General features: G+C 55.3%; 16 protein-coding genes. 5 read left to right on the top strand and 11 right to left on the bottom strand.

Annotation, left to right across the window (positions count from 1 at the left end):
* Nucleotides 1-2 precede the first annotated feature (2 nt).
* The 3 genes from PspS35_RS00845 to PspS35_RS00835 are packed head-to-tail and all read left to right on the top strand — an operon-like array spanning nucleotide 3 to nucleotide 4,337.
* Complete coding sequence (locus PspS35_RS00845; protein ID WP_159932367.1) at nucleotides 3-1,496, top strand: class I SAM-dependent DNA methyltransferase; 1,494 nt, start codon at nucleotides 3-5, stop codon at nucleotides 1,494-1,496.
* 2 nt (nucleotides 1,497-1,498) lie between these two features.
* Nucleotides 1,499-3,211, top strand: coding sequence for a restriction endonuclease subunit S (locus PspS35_RS00840; protein ID WP_159932366.1), 1,713 nt, complete (start codon nucleotides 1,499-1,501; stop codon nucleotides 3,209-3,211).
* A complete protein-coding gene (locus PspS35_RS00835; protein WP_159932365.1) occupies nucleotides 3,198-4,337 on the top strand; it encodes an SIR2 family protein in 1,140 nt (379 codons plus the stop codon). Before PspS35_RS00840 ends, PspS35_RS00835 begins: the two co-directional genes overlap by 14 nt.
* A 388-nt stretch (nucleotides 4,338-4,725) precedes the next feature.
* Here PspS35_RS00835 and PspS35_RS00830 read toward each other — a convergent pair whose 3' ends face one another.
* From PspS35_RS00830 to PspS35_RS00795, 8 genes are all read right to left on the bottom strand, one after another.
* Nucleotides 4,726-5,337 carry a hypothetical protein gene (locus tag PspS35_RS00830; protein ID WP_159932364.1) on the bottom strand — a complete coding sequence of 204 codons (612 nt, stop codon included), beginning with the start codon at nucleotides 5,335-5,337 and terminating at the stop codon, nucleotides 4,726-4,728.
* Nucleotides 5,334-5,906, bottom strand: a complete 573-nt coding sequence (locus PspS35_RS00825; RefSeq protein WP_159932363.1) for an RNA polymerase sigma factor — start codon at nucleotides 5,904-5,906, stop codon at nucleotides 5,334-5,336. The genes PspS35_RS00830 and PspS35_RS00825 overlap by 4 nt, the downstream gene beginning before the upstream one ends.
* A gap of 93 nt (nucleotides 5,907-5,999) precedes the next feature.
* A complete protein-coding gene (locus tag PspS35_RS00820; RefSeq protein ID WP_159932362.1) occupies nucleotides 6,000-7,622 on the bottom strand; it encodes a VWA domain-containing protein in 1,623 nt (540 codons plus the stop codon).
* Between the two features lie 232 nt (nucleotides 7,623-7,854).
* On the bottom strand, nucleotides 7,855-8,505 hold the full coding sequence (locus PspS35_RS00815) for a DUF799 domain-containing protein (RefSeq protein ID WP_159932361.1): 651 nt from the start codon (nucleotides 8,503-8,505) through the stop codon (nucleotides 7,855-7,857).
* A complete protein-coding gene (locus tag PspS35_RS00810) occupies nucleotides 8,502-8,864 on the bottom strand; it encodes a DUF4810 domain-containing protein (protein WP_159932360.1) in 363 nt (120 codons plus the stop codon). The genes PspS35_RS00815 and PspS35_RS00810 overlap by 4 nt, the downstream gene beginning before the upstream one ends.
* 29 nt (nucleotides 8,865-8,893) lie before the next feature.
* A complete protein-coding gene (locus PspS35_RS00805) occupies nucleotides 8,894-9,574 on the bottom strand; it encodes a CsgG/HfaB family protein (RefSeq protein WP_112192902.1) in 681 nt (226 codons plus the stop codon).
* A gap of 38 nt (nucleotides 9,575-9,612) precedes the next feature.
* Nucleotides 9,613-10,194 carry a hypothetical protein gene (locus tag PspS35_RS00800; protein ID WP_159932359.1) on the bottom strand — a complete coding sequence of 194 codons (582 nt, stop codon included), beginning with the start codon at nucleotides 10,192-10,194 and terminating at the stop codon, nucleotides 9,613-9,615.
* 382 nt (nucleotides 10,195-10,576) lie between these two features.
* On the bottom strand, nucleotides 10,577-13,162 hold the full coding sequence (locus tag PspS35_RS00795) for an autotransporter outer membrane beta-barrel domain-containing protein (protein WP_159932358.1): 2,586 nt from the start codon (nucleotides 13,160-13,162) through the stop codon (nucleotides 10,577-10,579).
* A 639-nt stretch (nucleotides 13,163-13,801) separates the two neighbouring features.
* Between PspS35_RS00795 and PspS35_RS00790 the strand changes: the two genes are divergently transcribed.
* Nucleotides 13,802-14,059 carry a hypothetical protein gene (locus PspS35_RS00790; protein ID WP_159937959.1) on the top strand — a complete coding sequence of 86 codons (258 nt, stop codon included), beginning with the start codon at nucleotides 13,802-13,804 and terminating at the stop codon, nucleotides 14,057-14,059.
* Between the two features lie 78 nt (nucleotides 14,060-14,137).
* On the opposite strand, the gene PspS35_RS00785 is transcribed toward PspS35_RS00790, so the two are convergent.
* Nucleotides 14,138-14,461, bottom strand: a complete 324-nt coding sequence (locus PspS35_RS00785; RefSeq protein WP_159932357.1) for a hypothetical protein — start codon at nucleotides 14,459-14,461, stop codon at nucleotides 14,138-14,140.
* Between the two features lie 639 nt (nucleotides 14,462-15,100).
* On the opposite strand from PspS35_RS00785, the gene PspS35_RS00780 reads away from it, so the two are divergent.
* Entirely contained in the window at nucleotides 15,101-15,358 is a 258-nt protein-coding gene (locus PspS35_RS00780; RefSeq protein ID WP_159937958.1) for a hypothetical protein, read from the top strand.
* A 272-nt stretch (nucleotides 15,359-15,630) separates the two neighbouring features.
* Here the strand turns inward: PspS35_RS00780 and PspS35_RS00775 are convergent, their stop codons facing one another.
* The gene (locus PspS35_RS00775; RefSeq protein WP_116079824.1) at nucleotides 15,631-16,077 is read right to left on the bottom strand and encodes a hypothetical protein; all 447 of its coding nucleotides are present in this window, start codon (nucleotides 16,075-16,077) and stop codon (nucleotides 15,631-15,633) included.
* Between the two features lie 281 nt (nucleotides 16,078-16,358).
* Nucleotides 16,359-16,763: a hypothetical protein gene (locus tag PspS35_RS00770; RefSeq protein WP_074848310.1), complete on the bottom strand. Its 405-nt coding sequence runs from the start codon at nucleotides 16,761-16,763 to the stop codon at nucleotides 16,359-16,361.
* Nucleotides 16,764-16,771 lie beyond the last annotated feature (8 nt).

Genomic DNA, 16,771 nt, shown 5'->3' with positions numbered 1-16,771 from the left:
TAATGAGTAACGTGAGCAGTATCATCAAATCCATCCAGGACATCATGCGCAAGGATGTGGGCGTCGATGGGGACGCCCAGCGTATTAGTCAGCTGGTTTGGATGTTTTTCTTAAAAATTTATGATGACCGCGAAGGTGAGATAGAACTGCTAGAAGACCACTACCAATCGCCGATACCAGAGTCATTACGCTGGCGTAATTGGGCAGCAAACCCTGAAGGCATTACGGGTGAGGAGCTCAACGACTTTGTGAACTTGCAACTATTCCCCACCTTGAAAACCAAACTCAAACTTGTTGGTGAGACTAGCGCCCGTGCATTGGTAATACGCAATGTTTTCGAAGATGCCTACAACTACATGAAATCGGGCACCCTGATGCGGCAGGTGATTAATAAAATCTGCGAAATAAATTTCAATAACACACAAGATCGTCACACTTTCGGTAGCATTTACGAGCAGATTCTAAAAGACTTACAAAGCGCAGGCAATGCTGGAGAGTTCTACACTCCCCGAGCCGTAACCAAGTTCATTGTGGATAGGGTTGACCCACAATTAAGTGATAGCGTATTGGACCCAGCGTGTGGTACCGGAGGATTTCTGGCCTGTACTATAGATCACAAGCGGGTTAACTACGTTAAAAATAGTTCGGACGAGGCAACACTTGTCGCAAGTATTCGGGGCGTAGAAAAAAAAGCGTTACCCCACATGCTTTGTACGACGAATATGATATTACATGGCATCGACACGCCCACCCAGATTGAACACGACAACATGCTCAGCCGTCGCGCCTACAAAGACTACGGTGAAGCAGACCGAGTAAATGTCATCGTCACCAACCCTCCATTCGGTGGTATGGAGGAAGATGGCGTAGAAAATCAGTTCCCCGCAACCCTGCGCACTCGAGAAACTGCTGACTTATTCATGGCGCTGGTGGTCAAACTTTTAAAAAACAATGGCCGGGCCGCAGTGGTGTTACCTGACGGTTTTCTTTTTGGCGAAGGAATGAAAACCCGTCTTAAGGAAATGTTGCTTGATCAGTGTCATCTACACACGATCATTCGACTTCCAAACGGGGTATTCAATCCTTATACGGGAATCAAGACCAACATTTTGTTCTTTACCAAAAAACCAGAAAGTGATTGGCCGGCAACTAAAAATATTTGGTTCTATGAACATCCATACCCGGACGGTGTGAGCAGCTATAATAAAACCCGCCCAATGCAATTCGAAGAGTTTGCGACCGAACTAGCATGGTGGGGCGACGAGAAAGATAACTTCCAAACTCGGGTGGAGACGCCCCAGGCATGGAAGGTAAGCATCGACAGCATTATCGCTCGAAATTATAACCTAGACATTAAAAACCCGCACGTTGGCGAACAAGTAAACCATGATCCAGAGGAGTTACTGGAACAGTACCAGTCTCATCAAAATATCGTCCAGAACTTACGCGATCAGCTTAAAGCCGTTCTGGCCGACGCACTCAACGGAGGAAGATGATAATGGCCTCTGCCAACCGTTTAATCACAGACTATCTGGATATATGGTCCTCTGCGGTCAAGCGCAAATCATCCGCTGGCCGAGGCAACTCAAAAAGAATCGAGCTTTATGGAATAAAAAAATTACGCCACCTCATTATGGAGCTAGCGGTACGCGGATTACTGGTGAAACAGGATCCAGAAGCCGAATCGGCTAGCGGCCTGGTGGAAAATATTAAAGCTGAAAAAGCGAAGCTTATTAAAGAAGGCAGAATAAAGAAGGAAAAGCCGGCCGTTGAAACTGATAAAAAAGACACTCCCTTCGAGCTGCCTAACGGCTGGATTTGGCAGCGCATAACGGATGTATTTTACCCAATATCAGTTAGTAAGAACAAAGTTAAAACTAGTGAGCTCTCTTCGGAAGGAGCGTATCCGGTTGTTGATCAAGGTCAGACCTTCATTGCAGGATATGTGAATGACGGGGACTTATTGAACACTTTACCGGGCCCTGTCATAGTTTTTGGCGATCATACATCCGCTTTAAAATACATTGACTTCGACTTCGTAGCAGGCGCTGATGGCGTAAAGATATTACGACCACTATGCATGAATGAAAAATATTTCTTTTTAGTGTGTAAAACGCTTCCGATCGAGAGTAGAGGCTACGGCCGACATTATAGCAGATTGATTGATAATTTCTTCCCGCTACCCCCACTGACTGAACAGCATCGCATTGTTGCAAAAGTCGACGCGCTGATGAAAATATGTGACAGCCTAGAAGAAAACTCGGAAGCAAATATAACTAACCATAAGACGCTAGTGCATTCCTTACTAAACACACTGATTAATGCAGCCGACAATTCTACGGTGAATAAAGCTTGGAGCTGCATTGCGAAGAATTTTAATACATTGTTTACGACTGAGCGCAGCGTTGAGCAATTGAAGCAGACGATACTACAACTAGCGGTCACTGGAAGACTTGTCCCGCAAATCTCTAGCGATTTACCCGCTATCGACTTCCTTAGAAATATTGAAACTGAAAAATCGCGACTGGTAAAAACAGGAAGAATTAAGAAAGAAAAAATCTCGCAGCAACCCGAGTTCGATAAAGAACTTTCACCAATCCCGGCTAATTGGACGGTAACAAGACTTAAAGCAATCTCAACAATTGGCACTGGTGCAACACCTTCGCGCGATCAAAACGACTACTACTTCCCAGCAATACACAACTGGGTAACTAGTGGGGAAACGGCGCTGCCTTTTATTCACGAAACAAAAGAGAAGATTTCGGAAAAAGCAATCAGGGAAACCAATGCTACGGTATACCCAGCCGGCACTCTAATAGTTGCGATGTATGGCCAGGGTAAAACACGCGGTCAAATCACTGAGTTACTCATTCCAGCTGCAACCAACCAAGCATGTGCTGCAATCCAGCTGTTTGAACCAAGCCCCGAACACCGCGCATATATAAAACTCTTCATTCAAAAATCATATGAGGAGCTTAGGTCGCTTGCTGAGGGAGGAGCACAGCCGAATCTAAACATCGGAAAGCTTGCAAACACGCTAATCCCTATACCACCATTGGCCGAGCAGCGGCGTATAGTCGCCAAAGTAGATGAGTTGATGAGTATGTGTGAATGTCTGAAAGCTAGCCTGTGCGATCTGCATACAATTCAACTGCAACTAGCTGACGCGATCGCGGATAAAGCGCTAGAGAAAAACAATGGCGCACTATAAGGCAAGCTGGTGCCAGCAAGACGCGCACGTCAACTATGATCTGTTTGATGAGTTCAATGAATGGATAGATCAAGGAGAGGTCGACGTTTCTTTACCACTCCTTGAAAAGCTTAGCACGGTAGGGTTATCGAGCCCGAGCAAGGCTTTCTACGCGGGCGATAAGGAAGCTTACGAACAGGCGCTAAAGGCATTTCGTGTGGTCAGGAGGCATGAAGCTCTTAGTCTGCAATATCTCACTGATGAGTTCGGGTCCGTTGACGGTCTCCATTGGTATGAACGTAATGAACAACGCTTAAACCAACTCATTGAACGTCTTGCCGATGAGATGGTAGTACCCGTTATCGGCGCCGGCCTTTCAGTAGGCGGAGGCTTCCCTACTTGGGCGAATCACTTACGCCAACAGGGGCGTACGGCAGGAATTAGCGAATGTCAGATAGAAGACTGGCTAGCGAGCGGCGACTTTGAGCAGATCATCTCACATATAGAGAAAATGCATGGGCGCGATGCATTCGCCCAGGAAATCCGTGATGTCTTTGGGAGGCGGGGCAGTATCCAGGCCATTACGTTACTCATTTCTAGCATTTTCAAAGATACTCTGATCACTACCAATTATGATCAGCTACTCGAACAGTCCTTTGATACCGGAGCAGGCTCAGAAATTCAGGTAGTTAATGGCGTTACCTCCATGGAGCCGCCAGATCCAACTAAGACAACCATAATCAAAATGCATGGAGATATTAAGACCCCCACAAACTGTATTCTCGGGAAGGCGCAGTATGATCTAGCATATGGAGAGGACCAGCTAGATCTAGACCGGGCCATTCCAAAAATGCTACGTTACTACTTCACAAATAATAGCTTGCTGTTTATTGGTTGCAGCTTAAATAATGATCGAACTATTCAGGTGTTTCGGCAAGTAAAGGCGGAGGCTGGGGACTTTTCTTTCCCACAACACTTCTGCATCGAGCAAACCCCAGATGACATTAAAAGTTTGATTGCTCGCAATAGCGAGCTAGCAAGACTTGGCATTACAGCCATCTGGTACCCAAAAACTTTACATGGGCAAATAGAAGCTATATTCCGCTGCGTAAAAAACGAGTTAAACTATAGAAAAGCTGCCTTATGAGTAATTAGGGCTGATGAAGTGACACAATTAGTCGCAGGCCGTTTGGTTAGGTAGCTGGGAGGCGACGAGCCTACCAAGATCGTCAAACACACTCGAAACGCTCGCGTAGATTTTTTTATCCGCATACCTGAAGAGTTCATGTTACTTCTCCAACGCTTTTTGCCACAAATTTGCCACACTCGCCCTGCTATCAGGGGCGAAAACCCGCTAATCCCTGCTAACACAACCCATTGATTCCCCAGCTAATCCCCGCTAACGTATTGATTCTAAACGTCGACTTTTAGGACTCCGAAGGCAGGGGTCGTGGGTTCGAATCCCGCCGGGTGCACCAGATACAGACGAAAAAGCCCCAGGTCGAACGGCCTGGGGCTTTTTTGTGGGCGTCGGTTTAATGCTCCCTCAACCTCTGCAACCGCGCTGGCAAATCCTCTTCGGGAAAGCGTGCGTGCAACGCCAGCAGCTTTTCGTCCGCCGCTTTTGTCTCACCCGCCTCCCGCAACCGCACAATCGCCTGCAATTCCTCCTCCAACGAAGGCAACGCCACCGGCGCACGTTTGCTCAGCTTCGCGGGGGACTGATCCGCCATCGCGCTGGCAATTTCGGCCTGCACCGGCGCGCGCTCAGCCTTGGGCGCAGCAGCCATCCGCGTCATGGGTGCAGGCGCAGGGGCGGAAAGCGCGGGCGGGGCGGGGCGGGCGGCTTCTTCGTGCAAGGCGGAGAATGTCGCGGTGGAGATTTCGGGTTGCGGCACCGGCTCGCGCATCACCACGCCGATCATCAACGCCAAGCCTGCCACGGTGGCGAATGCCATTTGCCAGCGCGGGCGTTGGCAGGCTTGCAGCCAGCGTTGCCACAGGTTCGGTTGCGGGGCCGGGGCTTCGCGGCGGGCGGCATTGAGGATGAACGCGTCGAGGGACGCGGGCGGCTCGCCCGTGCTGTGTTGACGAAAATGCTGGAGCATCTCGTCGTCATGGTCTGGGGTGTGTCGGGAGTCAGTCATACAGGTACCTCCTCGGCCAGCAGGCGCCGCAGTTTCTGCTGGGCGTAGCGCAAGCGGCTTTTTACGGTTTCCAGCGGGGCGTTGGTGAGCGCGGCGATTTGCGGCACTTCAAGGTCACCGTGCAGGCGCAGCAGGAAGACTTCGCGCTGGTCTTCGGGCAAGGCTTGCAGGGCGGTGTCGAGGCGCGCCTGGTCGCGGCTCAGGCTCAGTTGTTGCTCGGGGCCGGCGCTGTCGTCGAGTTGGGCGTGCAGTTGCTCGTCGTAGCTGTCGTGCAACGGGTTATGGATACCGTGCTTGCGCCAGTGGTCGATCAGGCGGTTGCGGGCAATCTGGAACAACCACGTACGAAAGCTCGCCCGGCCTTGTGGCTGGGTGTTGCTGCGGATCAGGCTGAGCCAGGTTTCCTGGTAGATCTCCTCGGCCAGTTCGGCCTTGTTGCAGAGGGAAACGAGGAAACGGTAGAGGCCCTGGCGATGCCGCGCGTATAAGACTTCGAACGCGGCGGCGTCGCCGGTGCGGTAGCGGGCCAGCAGGGACTCGTCGCTGGGTGGGTTGTCGGGTACGGCCATGTAGGTGGCGAACTCCTTTCTGTCAGCCGAGGCTGATCTAACTGTGGGAGAGGGCTTGCCCCCTCCCACATTGGGTCATCGTCATGTTTGAGATCAGTGTTTCAGGCTTTGGGCCAGTTCGACCAGTTGCACAAATTCATTGCGCAGGCCGAACGGGTCATCGCCCCGCGCCGAGCGGGCCAGTGCGGCGGTGTCCTTCAGGCTCATGTTGCCAGTGTAGCGGCCATCGCCCTTGAGCTGTTGGGCGAAGGCGGCCACCGCCGCCGCGAAGCGCAGGTCGTCGCTGGCCTTGTCGCAGACGTTGGCAATCGGCCGCTCGATCAAGCGGCTATCACCGCCCGCCGCTGGCTTATAGCGCACGCGCAGCATCGCCAGCTCATCGGTCTTGCCTTGCGTCGGCGTTGCACTGGCGTAGCGCAGCGGCTCCAACCAGCCCTTCTCGCCCATCGGTACGATTTCGTACAGTGCGGTCACGGTATGCCCTGCGCCGATTTCACCGGCATCGACTTTGTCGTTGTTAAAATCCTCACGCTTCAAGGCGCGGTTTTCATAACCCAGCAAGCGATATTCGCTGACCTGCGCCGGGTTGAATTCCACCTGCAGTTTCACATCCCGCGCCACCACGGCCAGGGTCGAGCTGAGCTGGTCCACCAGCACCTTGCGGGCTTCGCGCAGGGTGTCGATGTAGGCGTAGTTGCCGTCGCCGGCGTCGGCCAGTTGTTCCATCAGGTGTTCGTTGTAGTTATCCACACCGAAACCGAGGGTGGTCAGCGACACGCCGCTTTTACGCTGCTCGACGGCCATCTGCTTGAGGCTGTCAAAGTCGCTGATGCCCACGTTGAAGTCACCGTCAGTGGCCAGCAGGATGCGGTTGATACCCTGGTCGATAAAGCCCGCGCGGGCCATCTGGTAGGCCAACTGGATACCGGACGCACCGGCGGTGGAGCCGCCAGCGGTGAGTTGGTCGATGGCGTTGCGGATCTTGGCCTTGTCGCGCCCGGAGGTGGGCGGGAGCACCACGCGGGATTCACCGGCGTACACCACCAGTGACACGCGGTCTTGGGCGCGCAGTTGCTCCACCAGCAATTTCAGCGTGCCTTGCACCAGCGGCAAGCCTTCGCGGCGGTCCATCGAGCCGGACACGTCCACCAGGAACACCAGGTTGGCCGGCGCCAGCTCCGCTACGGCGCGGTCGGACGCCTTGATGCCGATGCGCAACAGCTTCGTGCGCGGGTTCCAGGGCGTGGCGGTGACTTCGGTGGTCACGCCAAACGGTGAGCCGTCGCTGGGCTGGGCGTAGTTGTAAGGAAAGTAGTTGAGCATTTCCTCCAATCGCACAGCGCCTTCAGGCGGCAGGCTGCCTTGGTTGAGGAAACGTCGTACGTTGGCGTAGCTGCCGGTGTCGACATCGACGCTGAAGGTCGAGACCGGTGTTTCGGCCACGCGGTGCACCGGGTTGTCCGGCAGGTTGGCGTATTGCTCGCGGGGTTCGCTGCGGTAGTCGATGGCCATTGACTCCTGCATCCGCATCGGGGCGGGCATGGCCATGCGTTTGACCATAGCGCCCTGGGGCGACGCGCTGTGCAGCTCGGCGACGGGTGCAGCCGGTTTGGCCAAGTCGGGGGAAGAAGACAACTCACACCCAGCCAGCGCCACCAGCACGGAAACGGCAACGCCTTGGGCGGCAGGACGCAGGAAGAGCAGTGGGTGGGACATGGGCTGAGCCTCGTGAGTGAATGATCCGTTCACAAGGTCAGACGCGGGGGGTGGGGTGTTCGGGTTAAACCGGATTCAGATAAACACCACATTCAACTGTGGGAGGGGCGGTGCGACGATTCGCACTTGCTCCCGATGGCGGAGTGTCAGTCACCAAACTTATTGACTGCCCCACCGCTATCGGGGGCAAGCCCCTCCCATATTTTGACCAGCCGTGTTTTCGGAGCCGGGATCAGTCCGTGCCGTACTTGGGGTTGCGCGGGCCGTACAGGATCCCGGCGCGTTGGCCCGGTGACAGCAACCGTGCGCTGGTGATCCCGGCAATCGGGTGCGCAGCATCGGTAGAGCTGTTGATCACCTGCTTGACCGCTGCCGTGATCAACATGCCCACCAGGCCACCGCCATTGTTGTTGCCTTCCTCGCTGGAAGCCCGCGCCGAGCCGGTCCACAGGGTGGTGCCGGTGCGCAGGTCGACCAGTTTGGCCGAGGCGGTCACCGCGGTGTCGCTGGCGATCAGCATGTACTTGGTGCCGTACTCGCTGACGGTGATGTACAGCGCCGCGTCCGCACCAAAGATGTCATGCAGCTTGGTCGGCGCCAGGCCCTGGATATCGTTGGCGGTGGTCAGGCCGTTCTGGCGGAAGGTTTCGTCCACCAGGGCAATCGGCAGCACGTAATAGCCGGCTTCGGCCAGCGGGTAGGTCACTTGCGAGACCAGGCTGTACGAGGCCTGCACTTCCGGCGATTCGTTGATCGGCGGCAACACCAGGATCGACTTCGGCCGGGCCTGTTTATATGCCGTGTAATCGACGGTCTTGGGCGTTGCACAGCCGCCGAGCAACGCCAGGGCCAGCAGGGCGCCAGTGAGTTTTAACAGGCTCATTTGGTGGCCACTCCGGTCTTGGCGTTTTTCAGCAGGAAGTCCATGTACGCAGCGGACTCGGGGAACAGGGCCTTCTCGGTGCGAAATTCCTGCACCATCTGGTCATCCTTGCCCATGCTCAGGTACAGCATGCCCAGGTGCGCGTGGTAACCCGGCGGCGCCTTGCGGCCACTGGCGTTGATCTTTTGCAGATCACGTTCCAGTGCCTCGACCTGCGCTTCCTTGGGCTCGCCCTTGAAATACTCGTAAACCTGCGGCTGGTAGCTTTCCCATTGATACAGGGGTTGGGGCGCCGTGTGGCACCCGGCGACTGCCGCGATTGCTGTCAGCGTCAGCGCCAACTTCACTGCCTTGCTCATCCGTGTACTGCTCCTTGAGGTGTTGCTGATCAGTTACGCGGGTTCCAGGCGCCGGCGTTGATGCCGTCGACCAGGCGGTTGATCGCTTCGCGCATGGCCAGGTCCAGGACCTTGCCATTGAGGGTGGAGTCGTAGCTGGCGGTGCCGCCAAAGCCGACCACTTCGCGGTTGGACAGCGCGTACTCACCGGCGCCCTGGGTGGAATACACCACTTCGGAGGTGCTGATGTTGACGATATTCAACGCCACTTTGGCGTAGGCCACTTGGGTCTTGCCACGGCCGAGGATGCCGAACAGTTGGCGGTCGCCGGTTTCTTTACGGCCGAATTCGGTCACGTCGCCGGTTACCACATAGTCAGCGCCCTTGAGCTTCTGCGCGGTGCCTTTGATCGCGGCTTCCTGGGAGATTTCGCCCATGTTGTCGCGGTCCAGCACGCTGAAGCGGTTGGTCTGCTGCAGGTGGGTGATGAGAATGGTCTTGGCCTGGCCACCGAGGCGGTCGACGCCGTCGGAGAAGATGCCGCGCATGTAGCTGGAGCGGTTATCGAACTTGCCCACGGCGATCGGCACGCGCACGCCGGAATAGGCAACGTGGGCGCTGGCAACTTGCTCCACCGGCAGGGCGCGATTGCTTTCGGTGGCGCAACCGGCCACGGTCAGCAGCGCTGCGGCGGTGAGGCCCGACAGCAGGATTTTGGAGAGTGTTTTCACGTAGTGCTCCTGGGGTGATAAATCGGTAGTAAACAGCATTAACGAGAAGGAATGGCGCGCAGGTCGTCGACGATATCGCGGCTCAAGACGCCGGTATAAAAACGCTCAACACTGGAGTTGCCGGAGTTGGTGATGATACCGCCCATGGTCCTCCACTTTTGTGCTTCACCCATCACACCAGCGGGCACAAGGTTGTTACGCGTCTTTGCAAAATGCAGCACCTCGCCACCGCCCTTCTTGACCTTGACCTGATAGCTGAAGTCGACAGCGGCCAAAATGGTGTTGTCGTCGACAATCAACGTCGTGAGGCCGCCTTTGGAGTCCGGGATATGACGCGTATAGACGATGCTCACGTCCAATAAGTAATCGGCCTTTTCCTTGCTGGTCGCGTAACGCTTGGCGCTGAGCAGGCGGTCGACCAGATCGACGCCCAATTGCTGGCGCACCTTGTCATCCGGCAAAAAACGCTCGTTTTTGCCCACCACTTCGACGTCAAAGGTATCGAGCCAGTAAGTGGCAGTCTTGGGAATAGTCACCGGCGCCGGGGAAATGTAGTACTCCGGCTTGGAGGCGCAGCCCGCCATCAGGCAGGCGACGAGGAATACGGCAAATGCGCGCATGTCTGAATTCGTCCCTGAAAAGTATCGTGCTTTAAACAATCGCCGCATTTTACGGAGTTGAGAGGGGTTCTCAAGGTGTTTCGTCGGATACCGTGCGGTGACGCACACCCCTAAAGTTATGCGCCAACAGGTCGAGACAGTGACTCGGCTTGCTCACTTATAGGGATATTGCGTGCTTAACACTCTGCTCCGGGCCACAGCCCTGCTCGCCGCCCCGCTCCACCCGGTATCCGTCAGCAGCCCGCGCAGCGCGCAAGTCGCCGATGTGGCGGTGCAGCGCAAGTTGCTCTGATCAACCCAAGGTAACCTGCAAACAGGGGCTTTTGTGGTGAGCGGGCGGTGCGACGATTCGACAAGCCCGCTCACTACAGAAGTGCTGCGTTTAGAAGGCGTAGCGCGCTTTGAGCATCACGCCGTCAGCATCAAAACCACTGCGCGCCTGGCGCGTGTAGCTGGCACCGACGCTGAAGTCCGAGACCTGGTAGTTCACGCCCACGCTTGCCTCGTAGCTGTCACGGGCCACCGACGCACCGGTCACGGTAAACGCCGAACCACCGGCCACGAAGCTGGAGGTTTGCGCCACGCGGTCACCCATCAGGTCGTGATAAGCCATCAAGGTCGCTTCCGGCTGCAAGCTGCCCGCGCCCATCGGCAGGTTGCCGGCCAGGCGTACACCCGCGCCCAACTCACCCACTTCATAACGCTGCGACTGGGTGCTCAGTGCGGCCGAGGAGCCTTTCTCGTCGTAGCCATCCAGGCGCACGTTGGAGTAACGCGCGGCAACGCGAGGCTCGATCACCACCGCTTGCGACGGCTTGAAGCTGTAACCGCCGATCACGCTGGCCGACAACACATTGCTGTCGTAACTGCCCTTGGCCGTGGTGCCGGCGATGTGGCGCTTGCTGTCGTTTTCGTTGTGGCCGTAGCTCAAGCTGGCGTCGACAAACCAGTCTTGCAGCGACCAGTTACCGTACAGCGACAGCGCGTGGCCTTCGACGTCGGTCTTGTTGCCCAGGTCCGAATGGATATTCGAATTGAGGTAGCTGTAGGCCACACCCAAGGTGGTGGTGTCGCTCACACGACTGTCCACACCCACCGCCATGCCGCTGCTGTTGGCCGAGTAGCCGTTGTTGCCGCCGCGACCGTCCTGGTCCATGTTGCTGCTTAGGCCCTGCACCCACACGCCGCCGGCTTTTTTGGCTGCACGCTGCTCGGTGAGGCGATTGAAGATCGCCCCGTTGACCACCGTTTGCCCCGACAACGCCACGTCCAGCGCGCCACGGTTGACCTCCGGCGTGAGCTGGTCGCCGATCTGCGCCAGTTGCTCCGCAGTGCCGGCGTTGGCCAGGGCCTGGAACACTTGATCGTCCGCGCTGAGTCGGCTCAGCACGCCGTTCTTGAAGGTGTTGAGCACGGTCGCCGTCGACGCACGAGCACCGACACCGGCCAGGGCCTGTTGCACCTGCGCGTTGTCTTTCACCGCCACCACGGCCTTGACCGTTTGTGCATCGGCCGAATAGCTGAGCACGTCCAGCAACGCTGAAGAACTGGCCACGGACAAGCCGTTGTCTTGCACGCTGGTGGCTTGCAGCAGGGTGTATTGGGTGCCGTTGTCAGTGCTGGCGAAGTCGCCTGGCTGCGCGCTGACGGTCAACGTGGACGCCTGGGCAAACGTCGCGGCGCCGTTGACGGTCAGGTACGGCGTGGTCGGCACGACGCTGTCGGACAGGCGCATATCAATGCCCGCGCCGCTGGCCACATTGAGGTTGCCGGTGATGGCGGTGCCAGGCGCCGAAAGGTTCAGCGACCCTGAGTTGACCGACACTGGCGCGATGATGCGGTTGCCCGTGAACCCCGCCTGGCCGTCGATATTCACCGCGCTCAGGTTGAGTACGTCGCCGATGATATCGCCACCGGTCCAGTTCAGGGTTGCCAGGTTGCGCGCATCGATGGCGGTACCGGCGTTGCTGCGGATTTCGCCGGCTTGCTGGTTGATCTCAAACGATGACACTTGATCGGGGCCGACCAGAATCGCCGTGCCATCAGCGATGACCGTGCCACGGTTGACGATGCCACGCGCACCGCTCGCACTGTTCTGGGCGAAGGTGGCCTCCAGGAACTCAAAGGCATTGGCATTGGTGCCCTTGGCCTCAAGCGTGCCGGTGTTGAGGATGTAATCGATGGTGCCGTTATAAAAAAATATGCCTTTGGCGTCATTGCCGTTGGCAGAAATCAAGCCGCTGTTTTCGATACGCAGCGGGCTGGTGTCGGTTTCCACTTCGATGCCCCAGGCGCCTTCACCTGTCGCCCGGATAGTGCCGGAGTTGAGGATCTTGCCGCCGATGGTGGTCGGGGTGTTGTTGTCGCGATCCAGCACGATGCCAATCGCGCCTTCGCCGGCCATGTCGATCAGGCCGGTGTTGGACACGTCGCCGCCGATGGTGGTGCCGTGCAGGTAAATGCCCTCGCCCCCGCCGATATAGAACGGCGGCGGCGCAGGCGCCGAAGGTGCCGTCGAAATGATCGTGCCGGAGTTGATCACGCTGCCGCCAATATTGGTCTTGCCGATCTCCAGGCCTTCGTCGCCACCGTTGTTCATCAGGATGTTGCCAGCCTGCACCACGTCACCGGTGACGGAACCTGGGTTGAGGTTGGGCGGGCCGGTCCAGAACATCGGGTCCAGGGCAAAGCCTCGCACGGTGTAGCCGTCGGCATTGAGCGTAATGTCGGCGCGGTTGATCAACGAACCCTGGATGTGGGTATCGGCGACACCCAGCCCGGCTGGGGGCGCACTGGTCGGTGTGGTCACCTGGGTGGTTTGCCCGGTGAGGATCAGCGACTCGTTGTAGGTCTCGCTGACAAACTGGGTCTTGCCCGCGCCAAGGTCCACTTCCACCGCGAGCACCTGCGTGCTGATGGCGCCGACCATGATTGCCAACAGGCTTTTCTGGAACTGCTTACGCTTCATTTCAAACTCCATGAACTACAGGTCAAAGCCGCCAACAGGCCCGGCGGCAGTAGGTGTATCGAGTGAGGGGTCAAAGGACCCAAAGGCATCCCCCCGGCGCGTTTGTGAAATACACAGGCGCGACTATTCGCACCGCACAAGGCAGTGGCGAAGAAGGGAATAAGGGGAAAAAGCTCACATCAATCCTTAATGTTTTTGAAAACGCTGCAGTCCATGCAGCCCGACCGCGTGCGGGTGGGCGGGGTTACAGACCTTCGAATGTACGAAAAGGTTCGGGATTGTGTCGGAAAGATGTGCAGTCGATCACAATACGGTGGTGTTAGCGGGGAGCGGGCCTGGGTCGGCGGCGGGGGCTATGCCTTGCGTGGGTTTGGGCGGGGGGCTTATAGTCCGGCCGTCGTCCAACAGGGCGATCGGATTTGGCGATCCGTTGACCGTATGCGAAAGCTTTCTGCTTGATTGCAGGAGTTTCCGTACCCGCATTGCTGCTCTCTATGGCAGCTGTGCGCGGGAGACCTTCGGGTCTGCCGGAACTCGGTCCCGGTTCGCCAACCTGCGTACAGCTGTCACCCATTCGTTTGGCGACGATAGGTGACAGCCTCACTCTACTGACCGAGGTTTTTACCTATGAACCGCTACATGCCCCTGACCGGCCACGACTGCACCGTTCCCGCCCTGCTTATCGACACCCAGGCGCCCCTCGACGTGCTTCATGACGCCGCTGTGCACCGCATCCAAGCCGTCACCCAACTGCTGGAAAACCTGGCCTTTCGCGAACAGCTCAGCAGCGACGCCGTAGTGCTGCAGGACTTCGCCCATCTGCTGGCGATTCCGTTGCGTGACGGTTGTGATTTGTTGGATGTGATCAGTCGCAGGCTCAACGCCAACCCGGCGTGAGTTAAACCGGGCGGCCTGTGCCGCCCATCCCGTCATTGCCTGCAAGGCGTGCCGACGACCCGGGCGCCTCGCAATGGGCTAGGGCTCAATCCAAAACCGGCCGACCAGATAGGCGGCCGCTGCTGCGAGCACCACCACCGCAGCAACCCGACTGACCATAAATCGCACCGTCGCCCGCGGCGTGCGAGGCTGCTCAAACACAAACGCGAACAACAGTCCGATGGCGCACCACAAAACACCGGCCGCCGCCGAGCCCAACATTGACGCACGCCTATCGAAGTAGACCCAGACCAGCATGAACGCAGTGGCACTGACGGCCATTACCAGCAGGCACAACCCTTGCGCGACTCGACAGCCGATACTCAACGTGCGCGCCAGGGGTGTTGGAATACGGGGGTTCATTGGTCATCCTTGAAGAGAGAAAATAGCTCAGCGCGCCGATTATCCGGGTTGTGGTAGCCAGTCACAGGCACTACACAACAGTAAACCAGTTTAAATTAATAGATCACCGATCAGCGTCACACCCTAACCAAGATGTCTCTTCTATTACAGGAACACTAACGGAGTTTGGAGTAGATTTGTGGGGATCCCTCAGGGTCTGACCCCTATTTCCCCATCAAAAAAGCCCTCTGCATCAATGTCCGCTCTCTTAGAGGCATTTTTAAAAAACTGATCGGCGTCACTCATAAAGTTCGTTGGGCCTGGAACCGCCTCGCTAGTTGAAACACGTACTTCTTTTGCTCCTAGCCCCTCGCATCACCCAACCAAAAGTTTTTTAGGAAATAGGGGTCAGACCACTATTCCTCTATTCTTTTAGCTCACACTTTTTGGGCGTCCTGGCACACCCTGCGAAACTCGTTTACCTAATGCCTGCTCAATCTCCGCCGCAAACTTCTGATCGCCCAAAACGTAATTACCGTTTGTAGAAAATCGCAAAACCGTGGTCTGACCCCTATTTTCCCAGCTGTCACTCATTCGTTTGGCGACGTTTGAGTGATGGCATTCATCACTTAAGTAGAGAGTCCAAAAATGAACAGATACATGCCCCTAACAGGCCACGATTCAACCATCCCAGCGCTGGTGATCGACACACAAGCTCCCCTTGATGTTCTCTATGACGCCGCCGCGTACCGCATTCGTGTGGTGACTCAGTTTTTGGAGAACCTCGCATTTCGGGAGGAGATCAGCAGTGATGCGATAGTGCTTCACGACTTTGCGCTGTTACTGGCAATTCCGCTGAGAGATGGGTGTGATTTGCTCGACGTGATTGGGCGGAAGTTGAATTCACAAAACTTATAAATAAAAATGGGCGGTTATTTTTATAACCGCCTTGTTTGACAATTTCAAACAGATGAAGATAAAAAATCTATTTTTAAAGAACATAATATTTCCAAACCAATTCCACAGAAACTCAAACAAAAAGGGTGTCTGGCCCCGATTACCCACTCGAGATGCTCGTCCATACTGATGTGGATGTTGCTGTAAAATTCGCATCATTAGCCGCTGATTTACCGTTACCGACTAACTTTGTTTCACCAGACAGCAAGCCGCCCGCAGGTCCTTTTGAACCATCAACATACCCAGGAAATGCGATCTCCATCTAAGTAATATAGTCCCTCAAGCCTTCCTGAAATTTCAGGCAGTTCGAGAAGAGAGTCTGAAGCATATGAAAAAGGAAGCCCGTTCCTTAACTCTTGAGCCCTTGCAGAGTAGTCTGCCCAAGAAGGTTCAACCATCCCATTCCAGAATGTAACAAACGAGCCATCTTCAAGAAGAATGACAGGCTTTATATATTCAACTTCCCCACCGCCATCCCAGTACAGATAGCCCACGTAACTAGAACCATCCCCCCCAACAAAACTAGCGCGAACGATTATTTGAGCGTCAGTACAAGTTTCCTTATCAATGAGAGGGCGGACTGTTAGCTCATCTTCCGCAGACTCATCCATAGGAAAATACCAAACTCCAAAAGAAGCCAGATCATCAATGGCCAACTCATATATCTGCTTATCAGTCATGCTTGCATACCTATTTAATCAGATGTTTGATTGAGTCAAACAATTCGGGCCGCCCTATATCACCATAGGCTTTCTGCAACCCCGAGCTTATTTGCCCAGAAGTATACGTAGCCGGCTTACCACCTACCATGGAAAAACAGGGGTCAGACCACCAAAAGAAAAATAGGGGTCAGACCACCAACATACATTGCTGCACTAATCGTGGTCTGACCCCTATTTTCTCAGAGGCTGGAGTAGATTTGTGGAGACTCCTCAGGGCCTGCCCCCTTTTTTTCACTTATTCAGCCGTCGCTTTGACTCAAAATATTTATCTCACGCCAGTAGACAGTCGCTGGTAGAGACTGATTCTGATTAAACAAGGAAAAAACCTCGATTACATCATCAATATTAAACCACTCATCCTTTTTTAATGGTACACGGCCTGCACCAAACGACAGCAAGCTTCCATCTTCAAAGTTTGTACTAGAATTTGAATGATAACCTCTAAACAGTTTTTTACTTTTAGCGTCATATCTTTCAATAAAACAAGTGAATCTGCCTCCAGCCACTTGCACATAGTTACCCTCATCATCAGTTATACATGCGAATGAGCTAGGGCCGTAGCTTTTTAATTTTTTTAGCGTCTTTATAATCTGCGCTTGATTTACACCTACTACTACAGGACTATTTTCGGCTTCGAGCTTCATATTTCCAA

It is taken from the genome of Pseudomonas sp. S35 (genome assembly GCF_009866765.1).
Classification (GTDB): domain Bacteria; phylum Pseudomonadota; class Gammaproteobacteria; order Pseudomonadales; family Pseudomonadaceae; genus Aquipseudomonas.
This window is presented reverse-complemented; position numbering and strand designations above follow the sequence as displayed.